Below are 21,489 nucleotides of genomic sequence, written 5' to 3'. Positions count from 1 at the left end.
CTCCTCTTGCTTTTTGCGCCTCCCATGACCACACCACACGAAATGCCCACCGTCCGCCTGGCCAAGCGCCTGTCCGAAGACGTGCCCTGTTCGCGCCGCGAGGCCGAGCTGTATATTGAGGGCGGCTGGGTCACGGTCGATGGCGTGCTGGTGGAGGAATCGGGCGCGCGCGTGGCCGACAATCAAGCAGTGGTGCTGCTGCCGAACGCCACCCTGGAAGAAATGCCGCCGGTGACGATCTTGCTGCACAAGCCGGCCGGCATCAACGGCGGCGTGGGCAGCGAAGGCAAGCCGGCCCTGAGCTGTCTGCAGCCTGAAGAGATTTTCACGCCCGAGAACGTGGCGCCCAGTTCCATCACGCGCTTCCTCAAGCGCCATTTGATCGGCCTGACCATCACCAATCCGCTCGACACCATGGCTTCCGGCTTGCTGGTGTTTACGCAGGATTTCCGCGTCGCCCGCAAGCTGGTCGACGAAGCGAAAACGGTGGAGCAGGAATTCATCGTGGAAGTGTCGGGCGCGATCATGGAGAACGGCCTGGCGCTGCTGAATCACGGTTTGCCCTTCAATGGCAAGCCTTTGCCGCCGATCAAGGTCAGCTGGCAGAACGAGACGCGCTTGCGCTTCGCCCTGAAAAACGTGCAGCCGGGCCAGATCGCCCACATGTGCAAGATGGTGGGACTGGACGTCGTCGCCATGAAGCGCTTGCGCATCGGCCGCATCCCGATGGGTGCCATGCCCGTGGGGCAATGGCGTTACCTTCAAGGGTACGAGCGCTTCTAAAGCTGCGGCGCGACGATGGCGTGGCTTTCCGCAAAGCTTTTCCATAGCCGTTCGGCAATATTCAAGGCGATGGTATCGGCCTTTTCCTGCAGGGCCGCATTGCCCATGCTTTCGGTGGTAGCGAAGAACAGGGTCAGCCAGCGGCGGAACATGCAGGGCGTCAGGTGTTCCATCTGCGCGTGCTGGGCCAGCGGCTTGCCGTGGTAGCGCATGGTGCCGCGCAGCAAGCCCGACCAGAAATCGACCAGTGTTGCCAGATGGGCATCCCAATCCTTGACCTCGGCGGCAAAGATGGGACCCAGCATGGCGTCGTCGCGTGCGGCCGCATAAAAGGTGTGGACGAGATGCCTGACGTCGTCTTCGCTGCAGACTTCCTCGCGGCAGGCGGCGATGTGTGTGTGGGGGAGGGGGGCGGTATTCTTCATGGCATGCCATGATCGCAGAGCCCCCGTGGCGCTTCAATGACGCAGGTCAAGCCGCGTAAAAAGTCAGGCGGCGACTTTCTTCGACTTCTTCGCTGGGGCTGGCAATTGCACGATCTGCGTGCCTGCCAGCTTGTCGTGCAGGAATTGTCCATTGCCCGTGAACAGGGCCGTGGCCGACCAGGCCAGGATGCCGATGCCGATGGCGCCCAGGGCTGTCCAGTGCTGCAAGTCGAATACATAGGACACCAGCAATGCCGGCAGCAGCCACATCCATGACAGCAGGTAGCGGCAGGCTGCCACGCGCAGCGGCACGTGGGCGTGGCCCGGCAGCACCAGTTGCAAACGCCACGTCCTCATGGCCAGGGTTTGCCCTTCGCGGCTCCATTGATGGATGAAATAGGCACCCATGATGAGGAAGGCCAGGCATTGGCGCATGTGTTCCGTCAGTGGCGTATGCGCGCCCTGCACGGCCAGTTCAAACAGGAGGAAGGGTAAAAACAGCACGGCCAGGGCCAGCAGTGATTCGTACACCATGGAAATCAGGCGGCGCTTGATCGTGGGATGGCTGATGCTGGCGGCAGACGTGCTATTTGGCATAGTTCGGTAGTGGGGCAGGCGTGGCGGGTGGCGTGACGGGCACGGCGGCGGGGGCTGCGGCAGGGTCAGCTACCGGCACGGCAGCCGCTGCGGCTGCAGGAGCGAGCGGCAGGACAGGCGCTGGCGGCGTGGCGGGCGCCAGGACCGCGGCCGGTTTGCTCGTCGTCGAATTGATCGCTGGCACCTTGCCCAGCGGTTTTTTCTGCACGAGTTCGGTCGCCAGCTTTTTCTTTTGATCTTCCGGCAATTGCTGGTACTGCTCCCATTGCGCGGTTTTTCGGCCAGGATCAATCTTCTTCGTGCGCGTATAGTTTTCGCGCACCAGGCGGCGTTGTTCCGGCGTCAGCTTGACCCACTCGCGCATGCGTTCATGCACGCGGGTTTGCTCATCGGCTGACATGGAGGCAAAGCGGTTGGCGATATCGAGCCATTTCTGCTTGCGCAAGGCTTCCAGCTTGTTCCATTCGCTGGCCAGCGGCTGCAGGGCTTCCTGCTGCACGCGCGACAGCTTGTTCCATGACGGGTTGTCGCTGGCTTTGGGCGGCGTGCCACCCTTGCCGGCCGTGCGGGGCGAACCGGACTTGGCGGCCGGGGGCGCCGCCACCACGGGCGCTGCAACGGGTGCTGCCGCGACGGGAGGGGCGGTGGGCGTGGCAGCTTGCTGCTCGCCTAGCCAGGCGGCCCCAGCCAGGGCGCAGGCGCCCAGGCCGATGCCGGCGGCCAGCCAGCCTTTGCGTGCGCTCAGGCGTGCCATGCTTATTGCTCGCGTTTCGTCAGGTAGGCGTTGAAGCCATGGTCCATATACGCGGAGAGCGGCAATTCGTCCGACAGGACGGCAGCGTCGATTTCTGCCAGTTCGGCAATATGTTGTTCCTGCTCAAACTGGTAGATGCCCACCAGGCCGCCGACCAGCAGCAGCAATGGGATGATCACGCTCATGCGGCCCAGCCACGACAGCGGCTCGACCAACAGGTGGCTGGCGATGCCGGCGAAGACGTCCTTGCGCACGGCGACGGCGGCAGGGGCGTCCGCCTTCTTGCGCGACAGGGCCAGCTTGCGTGCCGCTGCCAGGCGATCGGTGGCCGATGCGGGCAGGTCGTCGAGTTTTTCGTTCAGTGCATGGCGCACTTTGTAAGCGAAATTGAGATCGTCGGTGTTCATAATTTAATTCCCTTGGCTTTCAGCGATTCGGCGAGCGTGTGGGTAGCTCTAGAGCAATGTGTTTTCACGCTACCTTCGGAGCAACCCATCGCTTCCGCTGTTTCAGCCACATCCATGTCCTGCCAGTAACGCATGAGGAAGGCTTCGCGTTGACGTGACGGCAGTTTTTGTACCTCTGCATCAATCAAATCAAGGATTTGCGCGCGTTCGACCTGGTCGGCCGAGGATTCGGCGGCGCTGGAACCCTGTTCCGATTCATAGGTGTCAAGTATATCAAAATCCTCATGCTCGTCGCCCGAGGGTTTCATGCCGGAGAAGAGGCTGACCCAGGTGTTGCGTACTTTTTCGCGGCGGAAATAGTCGAGTATGGTGTTTTGCAAGATGCGCTGGAACAACATCGGCAGTTCCGCAGCCGGCTTGTCGCCGTATTTTTCGGCCAGCTTGATCATGGCGTCCTGCACGATGTCGAGTGCCGATTCTTCCTTGCGGACCGCGTAGGCGGCCTGCTTGAAAGCGCGCCGCTCGACATTTTCTAGAAAGTCGGATAATTCTTTGTCTGTTGCCATGCGGTATGGGGCGAGCTAACGGCTGCGTGTGCTGTGGACGGAAGGGAGGCGGGACTGCTTTTCGTAAACTGAGCGCATGCTAGCAAAAAATGTGCGTTTCCGCATGATTTTTGCATGGCGGGTGAGCAAAAAGGCAGCGCGGTCGACATTTTCCTTGACCATAATGGTGCAACGCGATAACGTATGGGACGCTTTGAACACCCCAAAGCCCTATGGTCAGGTCGCGACCGGCACACAAGGCCATCCGCGGCAAGACGCGCTTTCATTTGTAGGCAGTTTGTTCTAACCCGTGCCACAAGCGCGAGCGGTTCGTACAGGCGCCACAGAAACTCCGGCCAAACGAGTTGCGTTAAGCGTTGTTTTGTAAGGTATCTATGGGTGCCCAAAGAAATTGCGTGACCGCATGAAAAGGGAAGCAGGAGCACTGTTGCGTTAGGCGTACCTCGTCAGGAAAGAACATCCGATCAATCTCCAATGGACCTTGAAAGGAATGTTTCATGAATACCGAAGCAGCAGCAGGACCCATTACCGGCGCAGAAATTGTCGTGCGCTGTCTGGCTGAAGAGGGCGTCGAGCACGTCTTTGGATATCCGGGCGGAGCCGTACTCTACATCTACGACGCCATCTTCCAGCAAAACAAATTCCAGCATATCCTGGTACGCCACGAGCAGGCCGCGATCCACGCCGCCGATGCCTATTCGCGCAGCTCGAACAAAGTCGGTGTCGCCATCGTCACGTCCGGTCCGGGCGTCACGAATGCCGTCACGGGCTTGTCGACCGCGTATATGGACTCGATTCCCATGGTGGTGATCTCTGGCCAGGTGCCGAGCCACGCCATCGGCCAGGATGCGTTCCAGGAATGCGACACGGTCGGCATCACGCGCCCCGTGGTCAAGCACAACTTCCTCGTCAAGGACGTCAAGGACCTGGCAGCGACGATCAAGAAAGCCTTCTTCATCGCCCGTACCGGCCGTCCGGGACCCGTGCTGGTCGATATCCCCAAGGATATCAGCATGCACAAATGCCATTTCGCCTATCCGAAGGAAGTCGAGATGCGCTCCTACCGTCCCGTCGACAAGGGCCACTCGGGCCAGATCCGCAAGGCCGTGCAGCTGCTGCTGCAAGCCGAACGCCCGATGATCTATACGGGCGGCGGCGTGATCCTGGCGAATGCGGCTCCCGAGCTGAACAAGCTGGTCGACCGCCTGGGTTTCCCGTGCACCAACACCTTGATGGGCCTGGGCGGCTACCGCGCCTCGAGCGAGCAGTATGTCGGCATGCCGGGCATGCATGGCACTTATGAAGCGAACATGGCGATGCAGAACTGCGACGTGCTGATCGCCATCGGCGCCCGTTTCGATGACCGCGTGATCGGCAACCCGAAACATTTCGCCTCGCATCCGCGCAAGATCATCCACGTGGACATCGACCCATCGTCGATTTCCAAGCGCGTCAAGGTCGATATTCCCATCGTCGGCAACGTCAAGGACGTGCTGATCGAGTTCCTCGCGCAACTGGACGCGGCCGAAGCCAAGCCGAATGTCAATGCTTTGAGTAACTGGTGGAAGCAGATCGCCGAATGGCGTGGCCGTGAATGCCTGAAATACCCGACCTCCGACCTGGTCATCAAGCCGCAAGCGGTGGTGGAAAAAGTGTTCCAGCTCACCAAGGGCGACGCTTTCATCACCTCCGACGTGGGCCAGCACCAGATGTGGGCGGCGCAATATTATGGCTTCGACAAGCCGCGCCGCTGGATCAATTCCGGCGGCCTGGGCACCATGGGTGTCGGCTTGCCGTACGCCATGGGCGTGCAGATGGCCAATCCGGACGCCACCGTCGCTTGTATCACCGGCGAAGGCTCGATCCAGATGTGCATCCAGGAACTCGCCACGTGCAAGCAGTATCATTTGACGCCGAAGATCATCATGCTCAACAACCGTTTCCTCGGCATGGTGCGCCAGTGGCAGGAAATCGATTACGGTTCGCGTTACTCCGAGTCGTACATGGATTCGCTGCCCGACTTCGAGAAGCTGGCCGAAGCATATGGCCACGTGGGCATGAAAATTGAAAAACCGGGCGACGTCGACGGCGCCCTGAAAGAGGCGTTTGGCATGAAAGACAGGCTGGTATTCATGAACTTCATTACCGACCAGTCTGAAAACGTGTGGCCAATGGTGAAAGCCGGCAAGGGCCTGTCCGAAATGATGCTCGGTTCGGAGGATCTCTAATCATGCGCCATATTATTTCTGTCTTGCTGGAAAACGAAGCGGGTGCCCTGTCGCGCGTGGTGGGCCTGTTCTCGGCACGCGGCTACAACATCGAAACATTGACGGTGGCGCCGACGGAAGACTCGACTCTGTCGCGCATGACCATCGTCACCAGCGGTTCGGACGACATCATCGAACAGATCACCAAGCACCTCAACCGCCTCATTGAGGTGGTGAAGGTGGTGGACCTGACCGAAGGCCAGCATATCGAACGCGAGTTGATGCTGATCAAGGTTCGTGCCGTCGGCAAGGAGCGCGAGGAAATGAAGCGCACCGCCGATATTTTCCGTGGCCGCATCATCGATGTCACCGAAAAGACGTACACGATCGAATTGACCGGCAACAAGGTCAAGCTCGACGCGTTCATCGATTCGATCGACCGCGCTGCCATCCTGGAAACCGTCCGCACGGGTGGTTCCGGCATCGGCCGCGGCGAACGCATCCTCAAAGTATAAAAGCACACAGCAGCACTACGCGGCGCTGGCGCCGCATTTAAAACAACAACGCATCATCAAATTTATAGGAAATACCATGAAAGTTTTTTACGACAAAGACGCTGACCTCTCCTTGATCAAAGGCAAAAACGTTGCCATCATCGGCTACGGTTCGCAAGGCCATGCGCACGCACAAAACCTGAACGATTCGGGCGTCAACGTCACCGTCGGCCTGCGCAAGGGCGGCGCTTCGTGGACCAAGGTCGAGCAAGCCGGCTTGAAAGTAGCGGAAGTCAACGACGCCGTGAAAGCCGCCGACGTCATCATGATCTTGCTGCCGGATGAAAACATCGCCCAGGTTTACAGCGAAAACATCGCCCCGTTCGCCAAGCAGGGCGCCGTACTGGCCTTCGCCCACGGCTTCAACGTGCATTACGGCCAAGTCGTGCCACGCGCCGACCTGGACGTGATCATGGTCGCGCCGAAAGCCCCGGGCCACACCGTGCGCGCCACCTACACCCAGGGCGGCGGCGTGCCCCACCTGATCGCCGTGTACCAGGACAAATCGGGCATCGCCCGCGATATCGCCCTGTCCTACGCCTCGGCCAATGGCGGCGGCCGTGCCGGCATCATCGAAACGAACTTCCGTGAAGAAACCGAAACGGACTTGTTCGGCGAACAAGCCGTGCTGTGCGGCGGTGCCGTGGAACTGATCAAGGCCGGCTTCGAAACCCTGACGGAAGCGGGCTACGCGCCTGAAATGGCATACTTCGAGTGCTTGCACGAACTGAAGCTGATCGTCGACCTGATCTATGAAGGCGGCATTGCCAACATGAACTACTCGATCTCGAACAACGCCGAATACGGCGAATACGTGACCGGTCCTAAAGTCGTGACCTCGGCTACCAAGGATGCGATGCGTCAATGCCTGAAAGACATTCAAACGGGCGAGTACGCGAAGAGCTTCATCCTGGAAAACAAGGCAGGCGCACCAACCCTGATCTCGCGCCGTCGCCTGACGTCCGAGCACCAGATCGAAGAAGTGGGTGCGAAACTGCGCGCCATGATGCCTTGGATCGCCAAGAACAAGATGGTTGACCAGTCGAAAAACTAAGCAGCTATCGTTCTTCACAGGAAGCCGGCGCAAGCCGGCTTTTTTGTGCGTAGGCGCGTGGCAGGCAACATCCGTTACAATCAGGCCCATTCAAAAATACCGTCAGCACCATGCTTGTTTTTTCTAAAGTTTTTGTCGGGAGTCTGCATGTGGTCAAGCGCCCCATCTCGCTTGCCATCAGTTGCTGGTTTCTCATCATCAGCACGCTGTCATCCCTGGTGTCGGCTTACCTCGGCCGTAACGATGCCGCCATGCTGGCCGGGATGGCGCACGGCGCGATTCCTGCCGAGCTGCAATACGCGATTTTGCTCGCCGGGCTGGGCATTACCCTGGCGGCAGCGGTGGCCATGCTGCGCAGGCAGCCCGGCGCGCGCACTGCGTATCTGGTGTGGGGCGTGATCGACATTGTGCTGAGCCTGGCCACGGTGCCGCTCAAGATGAACGTCTTGCCTGGCGCACTCACGTTCGCCGTCATCTGCGCCTTCCTGTTCAGCCCGAAATCGAATGCCTGGTTTTCGCCACGCAAGGCGGCCAATGATGCCTGCATGACGCCATCTTGAGCACGGCTGTTTTCGTGTGCACGCTTTTCGCCCGCCTCCTATATAATCCCGCCCTTCCTTTGCAGTTTCCTCTGGACTGCATCTGTTTCGGTATCTGCCGACCGCAACGCGCATCACCGCTTTTGTAGCACGCCAGGCGCTAGTATCTTAGCCGCTTGCGCAAACTGAAAGACCCCCACATGACTGAGCGTATCACCGCCACGGCGCCCTCGCAGCCTGCTGTTGACTCTTCCATTCCCATCCTGGCCTTGCTGGCCCTGGCCATGACGGCGTTTCTCGCCCTCCTGTCCGAAACCTTGCCGGCCGGCTTGCTGCCGCAGATTGCCCTGGACCTCGGCATTTCCGAAGTCATGACGGGCCAGATGGTGACCGTCTACGCCATCGGCTCCATCCTGACGGCCATTCCCCTGACGGCGCTGACCAGCACCTGGCGCCGGCGCAATGTATTGTTGCTGGCCATCATCGGCTTCTTGATCTTCAATACGGCGACGGCCCTGGCGCCCAACTACATCGTTGCCCTGGTCTCGCGCTTCGTCACCGGCATGGCGGCCGGGCTGGCCTGGGGCTTGATGGCTGGCTATGCGCGCCGCATGGTGCGTGCCGAGCAGCAGGGCCGGGCGATGGCCATTGCCATGATCGGCACGCCGCTGGCCCTGTCGCTGGGCGTGCCCTTGGGTACCCTGATGGGCGGCGTGCTGGGCTGGCGTAGTATCTTCGGCATCATGTCCGGCCTGGCCGTGGTGCTGGTCGCGTGGGTGATGCTGGCCGTGCCCGATTATCCGGGGCAAAAGAATGGCGAGCGCCTGTCGATACGCCAGGTGTTCATGACGCCGGGCGTGCGGCCGATTCTGTTTGTCATCGTCGCCTGGATGCTGGCGCATAATATTTTATATACGTATATCGCGCCCTTCCTCGCACCGTCCGGCTTGCGCCCCCGCGTCGACCTGGTGCTGCTCGTGTATGGCGTCGGTTCCTTGGCCGGCATCTGGCTGGTCAGCCAGCTGATCGACCGCTGGCTGCGCCCGCTCGTGCTGGGATGCATCGCCGCCTTTGCCCTGGTGGTCGTCGTGCTGGGACTGGCGATGGACTCGCCTGCCGTCATCTATATCAGCATGGCCATCTGGGGTATCACCTTCGGCGGCGCCGGCACCTTGCTGCAGACGGCATCGGCGGACGCGGCCGGCGACGGCATGGATGTGGCGCAAGCGATGGTGGCGACGATCTGGAACGTGGCCATCGCGGGCGGCGGCCTGGCGGGCGGCATGTTGCTCGACGGCTATGGCGCGGCATCCTTCCCGTGGGCCATGCTGGCCTTGCTGCTGCTGGCGCTGGCTATCGCCTGGCGCGCGCACCGCTACAGTTTCAAACCGGGCCGGCGTAGCGGCGGCGCGGTGATGGGGCACTAAAAACATTGTTATTTTGAATGGCAGTGTGTTGAAATGTGAGCAGATGTGACTGGCAAGCACATTTTGTGACGATTTGTTAATTTGCGCCACAGGAACGAACGAGGCGTTAGAATCTACACAGTTTGACAAGTTTCTCAAGCGAAAGGGGTGGCAAATAGCGCCCCCTTCGCGCACTGTCATCCCATATTAACCACCTAGGAGTACCCCATGACCGTGATGAAATCCGTCCTTGTTGCCGCCGCAGCCACCGTTGCCTTGAGCGCACAAGCCCAAACCTTGCCGACTTCCGGCACCCTGGTGGTCGTACCCGCGTTTGGCGAAGTCAAGCATGTCAATGACCAGGTGGTCGCTACCCTGGCCATCGAAGAACAGGACAAAGACAAGGCCGCCGCCGCGTCGCGCGTCAACCAGAAGATGAACAAGGGTATCGCCATCGTCAAGCAGGCCGACCCTTCTGCGGCATTGAAATCGTATGGTTATTACACCTATCCCGTGTATCCGGAAGAGCGTCCATTGCCAGCCGGCGCCGTGGCCAAGCCGCGTCTGCCAACGGCCTGGCGCGTTGGCCAGTACCTGGAAGTGACGACAGCCAACCTGGCGTCCTTGCCGAAGACCGTGTCGGCGGCGCAAGGCGTGCTGACCCTGAATGGCTTGAATTTCGGCCTGAAGCCGGAAACCATCCGCCTGCTGGACGATCAGCGCATCGCCGCCACGTATAAGAACCTGAACGAGCGCGTGGCCGCCATCGCCAAGGCCATGGGCCGCAACGTCTCCGACGCCGTGCTCGACACGGTGGACTTCGAAGGTTCGGGCAACTACGCCAACGAAAGCCGTCCTGCCGCCGCACCGATGATGATGCGCAGCGCCAAGATGGCCGAAGACAGCGTCGTCGCCGAGCCGAGCTTCGAGCCGGGCGAAACCACGCTCGACATGCGTGTCGTCGGCAAGGTCAAATTCAAGTAAGCTCACTAAGGTGGAAATATTTCCGCATTAGCATGTTTTGAAACGATCATGGGGCTGTAGGCCCCATGATCGTTTTTGCCCCACTATTTTCCAGGAGAACACCATGACCGTCATGAAAGCTATGCTGGCAGCCGCCGTCGCTACCGTTGCCCTGAGCGCACAAGCCCAGACCTTGCCCACCTCCGGCACCCTCGTGGTAGTGCCGGCGAACGGCGAAGTAGTGCATGCGAATGACCAGGTGACCGTCACTCTGGCCATCGAAGAGCAGGACAAGGACAAGGCCGCCGCCGCCTCGCGCGTCAACCAGAAGATGAACCAGGGCGCGGCCATCGTCAAGAAAGCCGATCCGCAAGCCGTGCTCAAGACGCAGGGTTACTACACGTATGCCGTGTATCCGGAAACGGCACCCTTGCCGCCAGGCAGTGCTGCCAAGCCGAGAGTGCCGACCGGCTGGCGCGTGGGTCAATATCTGCAGGTGACGACGACCAACCTGGCCGCCTTGCCAAAAACAGTTTCCGCAGCGCAAGGCGTGCTGACCCTGAACCGCCTGAATTTCGGCCTGGCGCCCGCCACAATCCGCAAGCTCGACGACCAGCGTATCGTTGCCGCCTATCAGAACCTGAACCAGCGCGTGGCCGCCATCGCCGGCGCCATGGGGCGCAATGTCAATGACGCCGTGATCGACACCATCGATTTCGAAGGCTCGGGCAATTACGCGCAGCGCGTCAATGTGACTGGCGCGCGCAACATGAGCGCCGATGCGGCCGCTTATGGCGGTAGCCTGGTGGCCGAACCGAGCTTCGAAGCAGGCGAAACGACCCTCAACATGGGCCTGGTGGCGAAGATACGCTTCAAATAAAGCTTGAATCGGCGTCAATATTGTCAGCTTGACGCCGTCGCGCTTTTCTTTGGCGGCGGCTCCTCTATAATGACAACATCGGCGGGTGCAGCGTGACAGTCATGCGCCCGCCATCCGGCACCGAATCCCCCGCTGTACACAAGATATGGAACAACATGGCAAACTTCCCCCGTCGTAGAGGCAAGAACGGCACCCCCGCAGCATCCAAAGCGTCCCGCTTCAGCAAATTCGTGCGCCAGCCGGTGAATGATGGCAGTGGCAAGAAAACCTTGCGTCGCCGCGGCATCTATCTGTTGCCGAATGCCTTCACGACGGCAGCCCTGTTTTGCGGCTTCTACGCCATCGTCATGGCCATGAACCAGAAATTCGAACACGCGGCCTGGGCCATCTTCATTGCCATGATCCTCGACGGCCTCGACGGTCGCATCGCGCGCCTGACGAATACGCAGAGCGAATTCGGCGCTCAGTACGACAGCCTGTCCGACATGGTGTCGTTCGGCGCCGCGCCGGCGCTGGTGATCTATGAATGGTCGCTGCGCGGCATGGGCAAGCTGGGCTGGCTGGCGGCCTTCGTGTACTGCGCCGGCGCCGCCCTGCGCCTGGCCCGCTTCAACACCAACATCGCCGTGGTCGACAAACGCTTCTTCCAGGGCTTGCCCAGCCCGGCGGCGGCGGCCATGGTGGCAGGTTTCATCCTGCTCATGAACGACCTGGAATTTGCCGGCAACCAGCTGGCCTGGGTCTCCTGGACGATTGCCCTGTTCTCGGGCCTGACCATGGTCACCAACGTGCCGTTCTACAGCTTCAAGGATGTGAATTTCCGCAAGTCCGTGCCTTTCATCGTGGTATTCCTGCTGGCATTGTTCTTCGCGCTCATTTCCATCGACCCGCCGAAAGTGCTGTTCCCGATTTTCGTCGCCTATGGCCTGTCCGGCTACGCCGTGTTTTTCTGGCGCATGGCGAAGGGCAAGCCCGTCAGCATCATCCAGACCGACCCCGAGCCTTGATGCCCTGAGTCGGTAGTGTCGCCAGTCTTCAGCCAGCCAGGAGCAGCCATGACCACCAGCAACCGACTCATCATTTTTGATACCACCTTGCGCGACGGCGAGCAATCGCCGGGCGCTTCCATGACGCGCGAGGAAAAGCTGCGCATCGCCAAGCAGCTCGAACGCATGAAGGTCGACGTGATCGAGGCGGGCTTCGCCGCCGCCTCGCAGGGCGACTTCGAGTCGATACGGGCGATTGCCGGCGCCGTGCGCGAGTCCACCATCTGCTCGCTGTCGCGCGCCAACGACCGCGACATCGCCCGCGCCGCCGAAGCCCTGGCGCCCGCCGAGCGCAAGCGTATCCACACCTTCATTGCCACGTCGCCCCTGCACATGCAGATGAAACTGCGCATGACGCCCGAGCAAGTATTGCTGCAAGCGCAGAATGCCGTGCGCTATGCGCGCCAGTTTACGGACGACATCGAATTCAGCCCCGAAGACGGCAGCCGCTCCGACGAAGACTTCTTGTGCCGCGTGCTCGAGGCGGTGATCGCCGAAGGTGCCACCACCATCAATTTCCCCGACACGGTGGGCTACGCCGTGCCTGAAATCTTTGGCAATACCATCAAACGTTTGCGCGAACGCATACCAAATTCGGATAAAGCCATCTGGTCTGTCCATTGTCATAACGACCTGGGCCTGGCGGTGGCCAATTCGCTGGCCGGCGTCATGATAGGCGGCGCGCGGCAGATCGAATGCACGGTCAATGGCCTCGGCGAGCGGGCCGGCAACACGGCGCTGGAAGAAGTGGTGATGGCGCTGCGCACGCGCGCTGCCTATTACAACTTGACGGTCGGCATCGATACGACGCAAATCGTGGCGGCGTCAAAAATGGTGTCGCAAATCACGGGCTTTGCCGTGCAGCCGAACAAGGCCGTGGTGGGCGCGAACGCCTTTGCGCACGCGTCCGGCATCCACCAGGACGGCATATTAAAAGCGCGCGAGACGTATGAAATCATGCGCGCCGAAGACGTGGGCTGGACGGCCAACAAGATCGTGTTGGGAAAACTGTCGGGCCGCAATGCCTTCAAGCAGCGGCTGCACGAGCTGGGTATCGCACTGGAATCGGAAGCGGAAATCAACGCCGCTTTCCTGCGTTTCAAGGAGCTGGCGGACAGGAAATCCGAGATTTTCGACGAAGACATCATGGCCCTCGTCAGCGAGGAGCAGCAGGCGCAGGAAAGTGAGCACTACCGTTTTATTGCGTTGACGCAGCAGTCGGCGACGGGCGCCGTACCCCATGCGCGCGTGGAGTTTCTCGTCGGCGGCCAGCAGCGCAGCTGCGAAGGGCAGGGCGACGGCCCCGTCGACGCTACCGTCAACGCTATCGAAAGCGCTGCCGCCAGCGGCGCGGAACTGGTCTTGTTCTCCGTGAATGCCATCAGCACAGGCACGCAGTCGCAGGGCGAAGTGACCATGCGCCTGTCGCGCGACGGGCGCATCGTCAACGGCGTCGGTGCCGACCCGGACATCATCGTCGCCTCGGCCAAGGCGTACTTGTCGGCCTTGAACAAGTTGCATGCAAAGGATGAGCGCATCGACCCGCAGCCCTAGTCAAGCTGTGCAGTGGTCCCTATTTGCGCAATGGCAGTTCGCTGCCGTAACGGATCGACATCTGCGTGCGCGTGCCGGCGCACATGTCGTCGATGTCGAGCGCGACCCGCGACGGCTGTCCAGCGGCGTCGCGCGCAAATTCGAGCACGGTGAAGCTGCCTGCCGCATACGTGCATTGCGGTAAATTGTAGCGGCCGAGCAGACCGCCTTCGACGCTGTCAGCGTTGCCCGGGCCATAGGCGAAAGTGGTGCCAGCCTGCCAGGACTGGTTGCCAGGCAAGCCTGTCAGGAAGCGAAGATGGCCCCGGGTGGACATGATGTCGAGCACGTTCTTGTCCAACAAATAGCGCACATAGCTGGTTTCGGTTGCGGCGGCATTGCTGTCGATGACCTGGTCTCCAGTGCCGACCCGGTAGCTGAAGACCAGTGCCTGCGTGGTATCGGTCAGTACATCGATGCTGATACGCTGCTTGTCGGATTCTCCGATGGCATTGCTTGCCTCCAGTTCCATCACCGCCACGCCCTTGGCTGGCGTCGGGCTCGACAGCGTGACGCGTTGCGCATTTGGATTATCCATGACCAGCGCCGGACCGGAAAGCTGCCGCCAGCGCGTGCCGCTGGCCGGCGCGCCATGGGCCGACGAGCCGCCAGCATCGAGCGTCAGCGTTGCACCCGTACCCAGCAACAGGGCCGGCGTTCCATTGGTGCTGATGGCGGCGCTGATACTTTGCGCTACATTTACGATGCCGGCCGGCGAGCGCAGGGCATTGCCGGCCATATCGCGTATGGGATCGATTTGCAGGTTATCGAATGTCAGGTTATAGGTGGCACCGGCCCGCAGTTGCGTGGCTGGCTGGACTGTCAACATGGCGCCATTGATGCTGATGGTTGCCGGAATATCCTCGGGATCATTGCCCTGTTGCCGGAAGAGCGCGTTGTGCAGCTGTGGCGTGCCCAACGTGCGCGTATAGACCCAGGTAAGTGCCCCAGCGGGCGGGAGTTTGGCCGTGTCCGGTGCGATCAGCAGCCTGAAGCCGCTGGGTAGGTCGGACTGGATGTCGTAGCGGTCCAGGCTGGCATTTTGTGGCCGCCAGGCGCCACTGCTCCATAAAAAACCCGTGCCTTGGGCAGGGGCGGTAGCCAGTACGGTATCGCCGAGCAAGATATTGAGATGGTCTGGCGCCGGGCGTGGATTGGCGCGCAAGCTGGCCTTGCTGTTGTTTGCGCCGGTCAGCAGCAGTTCCCCGGCATCGGGGTAGGTGTCGAACCAGGAGCGCCATGGCGTCGCCGTGCTGACATCAAGGCTGCCGCCAAGCAAGTCGCTGGCCAGGTGGTAGCGCATGCTGGTGGTGGCGCGTGCCGTATCGATGCGCAGCTCGTGCTGTAACTCCAGCGCGGTAATGGTTTCCTTTTTAGTCTGCTTGGCGTCGGAATACGCCATGATGAATGGTTGCGTGTCGGAATGAATGCGCAGCATCCGAGAGAGTGGCCCTATGCTATGGTCAAAGCGCAGGCTGCCCGCCAGATCTTCGCGTGGCGTGCTGGTGTGGTCGCCAAAGCCGGGAGCAAAGCTGATCGTTCCCGCCAGTTGCTGCTCGTTGACTGGCGCCGTAAACGTGACATCCATGGTGCCGTCGACAACGCCTTCCAGTTCCTTCGAGTAGCAAGCGACATATGTCACGCTGAGCTTGTCGCCCGCGCCAACCTTGCCATTGGCATCGGCGTCGCTAAACGTGGCGCTTTGCGTGCCGCCACCGCTGCACGGCTTCGATTGCGTGGTGCTCGTATTGAACTGACTCGCCCAGTCGATGACCATTTGTGCGGCGCCCAGTGCCACAGCGCCATTGCCGAATGCCAGAATAGAGGAATCCGTGGCATTGCTTGCAGTGAGTAGCAGAGGTGTATTGCTGGTGCTGGCAGGTGGCGTCACCGGTGGCGACGTACCGCCTCCGCCACCGCCACCGCCACCGCCACCGCCACCGCCACCGCAGGCGGACAGCAGGAGGGCAAGTGTGAGGGACAGGGGAGGGATGGCGCGATGATATGGACGGCTGACTTCCTGCTGATGCGGCATCTGGTTCCTTGCAGTAGATTGTATGTATGGCCAGCACGGCGCAGGCCATTTTCTCCGCAAGACTTTACACAATGTTCACATGTGAAAAGTCACACATTGTCACAACAGACAGGAGTGCGGCGACCTGCCTGCTACCAGAAGAAACGCCGCTCCTCCTTGTCCGGATCGGGCCCGTTCATCAGCATGCGCACGATGCCGTCATGGTCGAAGTGTACGTGCATCATGGAATCCCACACGCCGGACTCCTTGTAGCGGTAAGACCAGACGTAGAGTTTGGGTAGCGGCAGGTAGGATTTTTCCGTCGGTCGGCCCAGCAGTTGCAGCACATCCTGCCGGGTCGACACGCCCACCTTGATGCGGGCGAAGCCCGGCGTATCGAGTACCTGTTCATAGGAAATTAACTTGTCGTCGGGGCCGAAGCGGGCCATGTAGGTGTACTGGCCATAGGGGCCCGTGGCGTATTCCAGTTCCGGGCCCGTGGGCAGCTGGTAGATTGCCGTAGGCCGGCCCAGTCGCGCTTCCACGGCGGCGCGCGGTTCGCCCGCTTGCGGCGGCGGGGCGTTCCAGCTGGCGCAGCCGGCCAGTACGGCAAGCAGTAGCGGCGTTGCTAATTTGAGCAGTTTTTTCATGTTTGTGCTCCTGAAATGCAGGAAAATCCTATCATGCACCGAGAAAAGCCCGCACGGCAGGATACAGGCGGGCTTTTTTCCGATATACTTGCGCGTCTGGTTGGAAGCATAGGCCAGTATTTTAATAATCGTAGTTCACGGTGGATAGGGTTCAGACTCTGTGCACCGCATGTGAAAGGTTTATCATGACAGTAGAAAACATCAACAAAGCCGCTATCATCGCGGACAACGCACGTGGTCAAAACGACACCGGCTCCCCTGAAGTGCAAGTTGCACTGCTGACAGCTCGCATCAACGAACTGAACGGCCACTTCAAAGCCCACTCGAAAGATCACCACTCCCGCCGCGGCCTGATCATGATGGTCAACCGTCGTAAGAGCCTGTTGTCCTACCTGAAGGCTAAAGACGCTACCCGTTATCGCGACCTGATCGCTAAACTTGGTCTGCGCAAGTAATTTTTGCCGTACAAGGTTTATACAGAAATGCCTGCGCCAGTTCGCTGACGCGGGCATTTTGTCATTTGAATTCCGGATTTATGTCTGTAAGTAACGTATTCTCTTACCGATATCATGTTTTAAAAGTAAAGTAGTAAAGGCGGCAACGGTTTTTCCACCGCCTGTGGTGAGGTGAACGACAGCCCCTGAAAATCTGTCGGCAATTAGAAAAGGGATACCCCATGTTTAACAAAGTTACGAAAACCTTCCAGTACGGTCAACACCAAGTGACCCTGGAAACCGGCGAAATCGCACGTCAGGCATCCGGCGCAGTACTGGTGTCGATCGAAGATACCGTCGTTCTGGCAACGGTCGTGGCACGCAAAGATGCCAAGCCAGGCCAGGATTTCTTCCCTTTGACGGTTGATTATGTTGAGAAAACCTATGCTGCCGGTAAAATCCCGGGCGGTTTTTTCAAGCGCGAAGGCCGTCCTTCCGAAAAAGAAACACTGACATCCCGTTTGATCGACCGTCCTATCCGTCCGCTGTTCCCGGAAGGCTACCTGAATGAAGTGCAAGTCATCATTCACGTGCTGTCGGTCAACCCGGAAATCGATCCGGACATCGCCGCCATGATCGGCGCTTCGGCTGCCCTGTGCGTTTCGGGCGTGCCTTTCAGTGGCCCGATCGGCGCTGCGCGCGTCGGTTATGCGAATGGCCAGTACATCCTGAATCCAACCGTTCAGCAGCTGAAAACGTCGGAAATGGACCTGGTAGTCGCCGGCACCGAAACGGCCGTGCTGATGGTCGAATCGGAAGCCAAACAGCTGTCCGAAGAAGTCATGCTGGGCGCCGTGGTCTTTGGCCACGACCAGATGAAAGTCGTCATCGACGCGATTCACGACCTGGTGCGTGACGGCGGCAAGCCGGAAGTGGAATGGGCGCCTGCGCCGAAAAACGAAGCACTGATCGCCCGCGTCGCGCATTTCGCCAACGCCAAGATCAATGACGCGTATCAAACCAAGGATAAGCAAGAGCGTACGGCCAAGCTGAAAGCAGCGACGTCGGAAGTGATCGCCGACCTGTCGGCTGAAGCGGCTGCCAACGGCGGCGCGTCCATCGATAGCGCGGAAGTGAACAACATCCTGTTCGACATCGAAGCGAAAATCGTGCGTACGCAAATCCTGGACGGCGAGCCACGTATCGACGGCCGCGACACGCGCACCGTGCGCCCGATCTCGATCCGCACCAGCGTGCTGCCACGCACCCACGGTTCGGCCCTGTTCACGCGCGGCGAAACGCAAGCGCTGGTCGTCGCCACCCTGGGCACCGCCCGTGACAGCCAGAAGATCGATGCGCTGATGGGCGAATTCACCGATTCGTTCATGTTGCATTACAACATGCCTCCGTTCGCCACCGGCGAAACGGGCCGTGTCGGTACGCCGAAACGCCGCGAAATCGGCCACGGCCGCCTGGCCAAGCGCGCGCTGATCGCCGCCCTGCCAGCAGCTGAAGAGTTCAGCTACTCGGTGCGTCTGGTATCGGAAATCACGGAATCGAACGGTTCCTCGTCGATGGCATCGGTGTGCGGCGGCTGCCTGGCACTGATGGACGCCGGCGTGCCGATGAAAGAACACGTGGCCGGTATCGCCATGGGCCTGATCAAGGAAGGCGGCAAGTTTGCCGTGCTGTCCGACATCCTGGGCGACGAAGATCACCTGGGCGACATGGACTTCAAGGTAGCCGGTACCCGCAACGGTATCACGGCGCTGCAGATGGACATCAAGATCATGGGCATCACCAAGGAAATCATGCAAGTGGCACTGGCGCAAGCCAAAGAAGGCCGCGAGCACATCCTGGGCGAAATGCAAAAAGCCATGCCGCACGTCAAAACCGAACTGTCCGATTTCGCACCGCGTCTGATCACCATCAAGATCAACCCGGAAAAAATCCGTGACGTGATCGGCAAGGGCGGCGCCGTGATTCGCGCGCTGACCGAAGAGACGGGCACCCAGATCGACATCAGCGACGAAGGCGTGGTCACCATCGCTTCCGTCGACGCTGCTGCCGGCCAGGAAGCCAAGCGCCGCATCGAAGAGCTGACCGCCTCCGTCGAAGTGGGCAAGACCTACGAAGGCACCGTGCTGAAACTGCTGGACTTCGGCGCCATCGTGCAAGTCATGCCAGGCAAGGACGGCTTGCTGCACATCAGCCAGATCGCCAATGAGCGCGTCAACGCCGTGGCCGATTACCTGAAAGAAGGCCAGCTGGTTCGCGTCAAAGTGCTGGAAACGGACGATCGCGGCCGCTTGAAGCTGTCGATGAAAGCTGCTGAAGGCAACGAAGCGCCAGCCGCTTAAGTTCGCCTGACGGCGGCTTGGTCCGCATGCTCAAAAACCGCCGGTGCGCAAGCCTGGCGGTTTTTTTACGCCCAGCCTGCGCGCACCGTCAGCGACCCCGGCATCATCAAGGTGGCGGGCTTGCAGCGCAAGGTGATTAATATATGGTATCAATTGTTGTTTATGGGTAATTGACTGTCGGTATTGCTTGACGACAAAATCTTATTCATCGACCATGGTGCATCCCTCCCGATTTCCCCTTTTTTATTGGATGCACCATGTTGTCCTCCCTTAAGGCACGGCTGATTGCCATCGCTGTTTCCATCGTCGTGCTGGCCATGCTGGCCGTCGCCATCGCCAATTTCTTCACGACGCGCTCAAGTACCCTGGCCGCGCTCGACACGCAGATGCTGCAGTTGTCGCACAGTCACGCGCATGCCATTGCCGAATGGCTGCGTTCCAAGCAAGCCGTCGTAGGGTCGCTCAAGCAGGGGGCCACGGCGGCCGATCCCTTGCCAGCCCTGAAGGCGGCCGAGCAGGCGGGCACCTTTGACATGGCGTATATCGGCTTTGCCGACAAGCACGCCGTCTTTTCGCAAGAGCGCAAGCGCGCCGCCGACTACGACCCCACTGCGCGGCCCTGGTACAAGCTGGCGTCCGAAACGGGCGGCCCCATCATCACGGCGCCATATATCGGCGCCAGCACGGGCAAGCTGGTGGTCACATTTGCCGAGCCGCTGGGCGGCAAGGGCAGCGTGACGGGCGTGATGGCGGCCGACGTGATGATGGATGCGGTGGTGCAAAACGTCGCCTCGATCAAGCCGACGGCGTCCAGCTATGCCTTCCTCGTCGATGGCGGCGGCAAGATTATCGCCCACCCGGACGGCAAGCTGACCCTGAAACCGCTGGCCGAGCTCGACCCGGGCCTGAGCGCGCAGGCGCTGGCCGATATCGAAAAGAGTGGCGATGGCGCCACCATCCGCCTCGGCGAGCGCGAAGGCATCTTGCATGTCAGTAAGGTGCCCGGCAGCGACTGGCTGCTGGCGACCGTGCTCGACCGCGCAGAAGCGACGCAGGCCCTGGGCTCCATGCTGCGCGCCTCCGCCCTGACGGCCTTGCTGGTGCTGGCCCTGGCCGCCACGGCACTGAGCGTGCTGGTGGCGCGCGCCTTGCGCCGTCTGGGCCTGGTGCGCGATGCGATGGAAGCCATCGCCACGGGCGACGGCGACCTGACCAGCCGCCTCGACGCGGAGGGCGCGGACGAGCTGGCGCAGATCGCCAAGGCGTTCAATTTGTTCGTCGAAAAGATCGCCACCGTGCTGGTGCAGATCCGCAGCATCAGCACCCTGGTGCGTAGCGAGTCGGCCGATATTGCCGCCGGTAACGCCGACCTGTCCTCGCGCACCGAAGCGCAGGCGGGCGCGCTGGAAGAAACGGCCAGCTCGATGGATGAGCTGACCTCGACCGTCAAGCAGAATGCGGAAAACGCGCATGCGGCCAACGAGCTGGCCATGTCCGCCTCGGAAGTGGCGGCCAAGGGTGGCCGCGTGGTGCAGCAGGTGGTAGGCACCATGGCCGGCATTCAGGAAAGTTCGCGCAAGATTGTCGACATCATCGGTGTCATCGACGGCATTGCCTTCCAGACGAATATCCTGGCCCTGAATGCGGCCGTCGAGGCGGCACGCGCGGGCGAGCAGGGCAGGGGCTTTGCCGTGGTGGCGTCCGAAGTGCGCAACCTGGCACAAAGGTCTGCTGGTGCAGCCAAGGAAATCAAGGAATTGATCGGCGATTCGGTCGAGAAAGTGGATGCAGGCGGCCGTCTCGTCGATGAAGCGGGCCAGACCATGGATCAGGTGGTGGCCTCGGTGCAGCAATTGACGACCATCATGAGCGAGATCACGGTGGCCAGCCGCGAGCAGAGCGCCGGCATCGGCGAGATCAATACGGCCGTCACGCACATGGATACCATGACGCAGCAAAACGCGGCCCTGGTCGAGCAGGCGGCCGCTGCCGCGGAAAGCCTGCAGGAGCAGGCCGTGGACCTGGCGCAGGCGGTCGGCATGTTTCGCCTCGGCGACGCAGCAGCCAGCGCGGCGCCCGCGCCCGTGACGCGCCTCAAGGCGAGGTCGGCCGCTCCTGCTCCTGCGCCGCGCGCGCCAACCCGCGCGCTGCCGCCGAGCAAGAGCGTCAAGGCGGCCAAGTCCGGCGCCGACGAGTGGGAAGAGTTTTAAGCGCCCAGCTGGAAATTGACGCTTATTTTGCACGTTCATCCGCGTTT

At 60.7% G+C, this 21,489-nt stretch carries 20 protein-coding genes; 13 read left to right on the top strand and 7 right to left on the bottom strand.

Features of this window, described 5'->3' with window-relative positions; translation table 11 throughout:
• The first annotated feature begins 24 nt into the window (after positions 1 to 24).
• Complete coding sequence (locus K0F85_RS02255; RefSeq protein ID WP_219114353.1) at positions 25 to 783, top strand: rRNA pseudouridine synthase; 759 nt, start codon at positions 25 to 27, stop codon at positions 781 to 783.
• Here K0F85_RS02255 and K0F85_RS02250 read toward each other — a convergent pair.
• From K0F85_RS02250 to K0F85_RS02230, 5 genes are all read right to left on the bottom strand, one after another.
• A complete protein-coding gene (locus K0F85_RS02250; protein WP_219114352.1) occupies positions 780 to 1,208 on the bottom strand; it encodes a group III truncated hemoglobin in 429 nt (142 codons plus the stop codon). The two genes, K0F85_RS02255 and K0F85_RS02250, sit on opposite strands and share 4 nt — an antisense overlap.
• Positions 1,209 to 1,271: 63 nt before the next feature.
• Positions 1,272 to 1,805, bottom strand: a complete 534-nt coding sequence (locus K0F85_RS02245; RefSeq protein WP_219114351.1) for an RDD family protein — start codon at positions 1,803 to 1,805, stop codon at positions 1,272 to 1,274.
• Complete coding sequence (locus tag K0F85_RS02240; RefSeq protein ID WP_219114350.1) at positions 1,795 to 2,559, bottom strand: DUF3106 domain-containing protein; 765 nt, start codon at positions 2,557 to 2,559, stop codon at positions 1,795 to 1,797. The genes K0F85_RS02245 and K0F85_RS02240 overlap by 11 nt, the downstream gene beginning before the upstream one ends.
• Before the next feature lie 2 nt (positions 2,560 to 2,561).
• The gene (locus K0F85_RS02235) at positions 2,562 to 2,966 is read right to left on the bottom strand and encodes a DUF3619 family protein (protein WP_219114349.1); all 405 of its coding nucleotides are present in this window, start codon (positions 2,964 to 2,966) and stop codon (positions 2,562 to 2,564) included.
• A complete protein-coding gene (locus K0F85_RS02230) occupies positions 2,963 to 3,532 on the bottom strand; it encodes an RNA polymerase sigma factor (RefSeq protein WP_034779551.1) in 570 nt (189 codons plus the stop codon). The genes K0F85_RS02235 and K0F85_RS02230 overlap by 4 nt, the downstream gene beginning before the upstream one ends.
• Positions 3,533 to 4,029: 497 nt before the next feature.
• Between K0F85_RS02230 and K0F85_RS02225 the strand changes: the two genes are divergently transcribed.
• From K0F85_RS02225 to K0F85_RS02185, 9 genes are all read left to right on the top strand, one after another.
• The gene (locus K0F85_RS02225) at positions 4,030 to 5,760 is read left to right on the top strand and encodes an acetolactate synthase 3 catalytic subunit (RefSeq protein ID WP_219114348.1); all 1,731 of its coding nucleotides are present in this window, start codon (positions 4,030 to 4,032) and stop codon (positions 5,758 to 5,760) included.
• 2 nt (positions 5,761 to 5,762) lie between these two features.
• Positions 5,763 to 6,254: an acetolactate synthase small subunit gene (gene ilvN / locus K0F85_RS02220; RefSeq protein WP_010399754.1), complete on the top strand. Its 492-nt coding sequence runs from the start codon at positions 5,763 to 5,765 to the stop codon at positions 6,252 to 6,254.
• A 76-nt stretch (positions 6,255 to 6,330) separates the two neighbouring features.
• A complete protein-coding gene (gene ilvC, locus K0F85_RS02215; RefSeq protein WP_219114347.1) occupies positions 6,331 to 7,347 on the top strand; it encodes a ketol-acid reductoisomerase in 1,017 nt (338 codons plus the stop codon).
• Positions 7,348 to 7,496: 149 nt separating this feature from the next.
• Positions 7,497 to 7,907 (top strand): hypothetical protein, encoded by a 411-nt coding sequence (locus tag K0F85_RS02210; protein WP_219114346.1) that lies wholly within the window; start codon positions 7,497 to 7,499, stop codon positions 7,905 to 7,907.
• Positions 7,908 to 8,086: 179 nt separating this feature from the next.
• Positions 8,087 to 9,313: an MFS transporter gene (locus K0F85_RS02205; RefSeq protein ID WP_219114345.1), complete on the top strand. Its 1,227-nt coding sequence runs from the start codon at positions 8,087 to 8,089 to the stop codon at positions 9,311 to 9,313.
• Between the two features lie 207 nt (positions 9,314 to 9,520).
• Complete coding sequence (locus K0F85_RS02200; protein ID WP_219114344.1) at positions 9,521 to 10,276, top strand: SIMPL domain-containing protein; 756 nt, start codon at positions 9,521 to 9,523, stop codon at positions 10,274 to 10,276.
• Positions 10,277 to 10,379: 103 nt separating this feature from the next.
• Positions 10,380 to 11,135 (top strand): SIMPL domain-containing protein, encoded by a 756-nt coding sequence (locus K0F85_RS02195; RefSeq protein ID WP_219114343.1) that lies wholly within the window; start codon positions 10,380 to 10,382, stop codon positions 11,133 to 11,135.
• A 155-nt stretch (positions 11,136 to 11,290) separates the two neighbouring features.
• A complete protein-coding gene (gene pssA / locus K0F85_RS02190) occupies positions 11,291 to 12,142 on the top strand; it encodes a CDP-diacylglycerol--serine O-phosphatidyltransferase (RefSeq protein ID WP_219114342.1) in 852 nt (283 codons plus the stop codon).
• A gap of 48 nt (positions 12,143 to 12,190) precedes the next feature.
• Complete coding sequence (locus K0F85_RS02185; protein WP_219114341.1) at positions 12,191 to 13,735, top strand: 2-isopropylmalate synthase; 1,545 nt, start codon at positions 12,191 to 12,193, stop codon at positions 13,733 to 13,735.
• Between the two features lie 19 nt (positions 13,736 to 13,754).
• Here K0F85_RS02185 and K0F85_RS02180 read toward each other — a convergent pair whose 3' ends face one another.
• Complete coding sequence (locus K0F85_RS02180) at positions 13,755 to 15,809, bottom strand: Ig-like domain-containing protein (protein WP_219114340.1); 2,055 nt, start codon at positions 15,807 to 15,809, stop codon at positions 13,755 to 13,757.
• A gap of 131 nt (positions 15,810 to 15,940) precedes the next feature.
• Positions 15,941 to 16,438 (bottom strand): outer membrane protein assembly factor BamE, encoded by a 498-nt coding sequence (gene bamE, locus K0F85_RS02175; protein ID WP_219114339.1) that lies wholly within the window; start codon positions 16,436 to 16,438, stop codon positions 15,941 to 15,943.
• A gap of 185 nt (positions 16,439 to 16,623) precedes the next feature.
• Between bamE and rpsO the strand changes: the two genes are divergently transcribed.
• The 3 genes from rpsO to K0F85_RS02160 all read left to right on the top strand — a co-directional run bounded on the left by rpsO (position 16,624) and on the right by K0F85_RS02160 (position 21,442).
• Complete coding sequence (gene rpsO / locus K0F85_RS02170) at positions 16,624 to 16,893, top strand: 30S ribosomal protein S15 (protein WP_010399743.1); 270 nt, start codon at positions 16,624 to 16,626, stop codon at positions 16,891 to 16,893.
• A 221-nt stretch (positions 16,894 to 17,114) separates the two neighbouring features.
• On the top strand, positions 17,115 to 19,232 hold the full coding sequence (pnp, locus tag K0F85_RS02165) for a polyribonucleotide nucleotidyltransferase (protein ID WP_219114338.1): 2,118 nt from the start codon (positions 17,115 to 17,117) through the stop codon (positions 19,230 to 19,232).
• A 257-nt stretch (positions 19,233 to 19,489) separates the two neighbouring features.
• Positions 19,490 to 21,442, top strand: coding sequence for a methyl-accepting chemotaxis protein (locus K0F85_RS02160; protein WP_219114337.1), 1,953 nt, complete (start codon positions 19,490 to 19,492; stop codon positions 21,440 to 21,442).
• Positions 21,443 to 21,489 lie beyond the last annotated feature (47 nt).

Source organism: Janthinobacterium sp. UMAB-56 (genome assembly GCF_900095265.1).
Classification (GTDB): domain Bacteria; phylum Pseudomonadota; class Gammaproteobacteria; order Burkholderiales; family Burkholderiaceae_D; genus Janthinobacterium.
Note: the sequence above shows the minus strand (reverse complement) of the source record. Positions and strands in the feature narration are given on the sequence as shown.

Bases quoted from the DNA above. Each gene is read 5' to 3' on its own strand.
- K0F85_RS02255 (WP_219114353.1), top strand. From the start codon at position 25: ATGACCACACCACACGAAATGCCCACCGTCCGCCTGGCCAAGCGCCTG.
- K0F85_RS02250 (WP_219114352.1), bottom strand. From the start codon at position 1,208: ATGAAGAATACCGCCCCCCTCCCCCACACACACATCGCCGCCTGCCGC.
- K0F85_RS02245 (WP_219114351.1), bottom strand. From the start codon at position 1,805: ATGCCAAATAGCACGTCTGCCGCCAGCATCAGCCATCCCACGATCAAG.
- K0F85_RS02240 (WP_219114350.1), bottom strand. From the start codon at position 2,559: ATGGCACGCCTGAGCGCACGCAAAGGCTGGCTGGCCGCCGGCATCGGC.
- K0F85_RS02235 (WP_219114349.1), bottom strand. From the start codon at position 2,966: ATGAACACCGACGATCTCAATTTCGCTTACAAAGTGCGCCATGCACTG.
- K0F85_RS02230 (WP_034779551.1), bottom strand. From the start codon at position 3,532: ATGGCAACAGACAAAGAATTATCCGACTTTCTAGAAAATGTCGAGCGG.
- K0F85_RS02225 (WP_219114348.1), top strand. From the start codon at position 4,030: ATGAATACCGAAGCAGCAGCAGGACCCATTACCGGCGCAGAAATTGTC.
- ilvN (WP_010399754.1), top strand. From the start codon at position 5,763: ATGCGCCATATTATTTCTGTCTTGCTGGAAAACGAAGCGGGTGCCCTG.
- ilvC (WP_219114347.1), top strand. From the start codon at position 6,331: ATGAAAGTTTTTTACGACAAAGACGCTGACCTCTCCTTGATCAAAGGC.
- K0F85_RS02205 (WP_219114345.1), top strand. From the start codon at position 8,087: ATGACTGAGCGTATCACCGCCACGGCGCCCTCGCAGCCTGCTGTTGAC.
- K0F85_RS02200 (WP_219114344.1), top strand. From the start codon at position 9,521: ATGACCGTGATGAAATCCGTCCTTGTTGCCGCCGCAGCCACCGTTGCC.
- K0F85_RS02195 (WP_219114343.1), top strand. From the start codon at position 10,380: ATGACCGTCATGAAAGCTATGCTGGCAGCCGCCGTCGCTACCGTTGCC.
- pssA (WP_219114342.1), top strand. From the start codon at position 11,291: ATGGCAAACTTCCCCCGTCGTAGAGGCAAGAACGGCACCCCCGCAGCA.
- K0F85_RS02185 (WP_219114341.1), top strand. From the start codon at position 12,191: ATGACCACCAGCAACCGACTCATCATTTTTGATACCACCTTGCGCGAC.
- K0F85_RS02180 (WP_219114340.1), bottom strand. From the start codon at position 15,809: ATGCCGCATCAGCAGGAAGTCAGCCGTCCATATCATCGCGCCATCCCT.
- bamE (WP_219114339.1), bottom strand. From the start codon at position 16,438: ATGAAAAAACTGCTCAAATTAGCAACGCCGCTACTGCTTGCCGTACTG.
- rpsO (WP_010399743.1), top strand. From the start codon at position 16,624: ATGACAGTAGAAAACATCAACAAAGCCGCTATCATCGCGGACAACGCA.
- pnp (WP_219114338.1), top strand. From the start codon at position 17,115: ATGTTTAACAAAGTTACGAAAACCTTCCAGTACGGTCAACACCAAGTG.
- K0F85_RS02160 (WP_219114337.1), top strand. From the start codon at position 19,490: ATGTTGTCCTCCCTTAAGGCACGGCTGATTGCCATCGCTGTTTCCATC.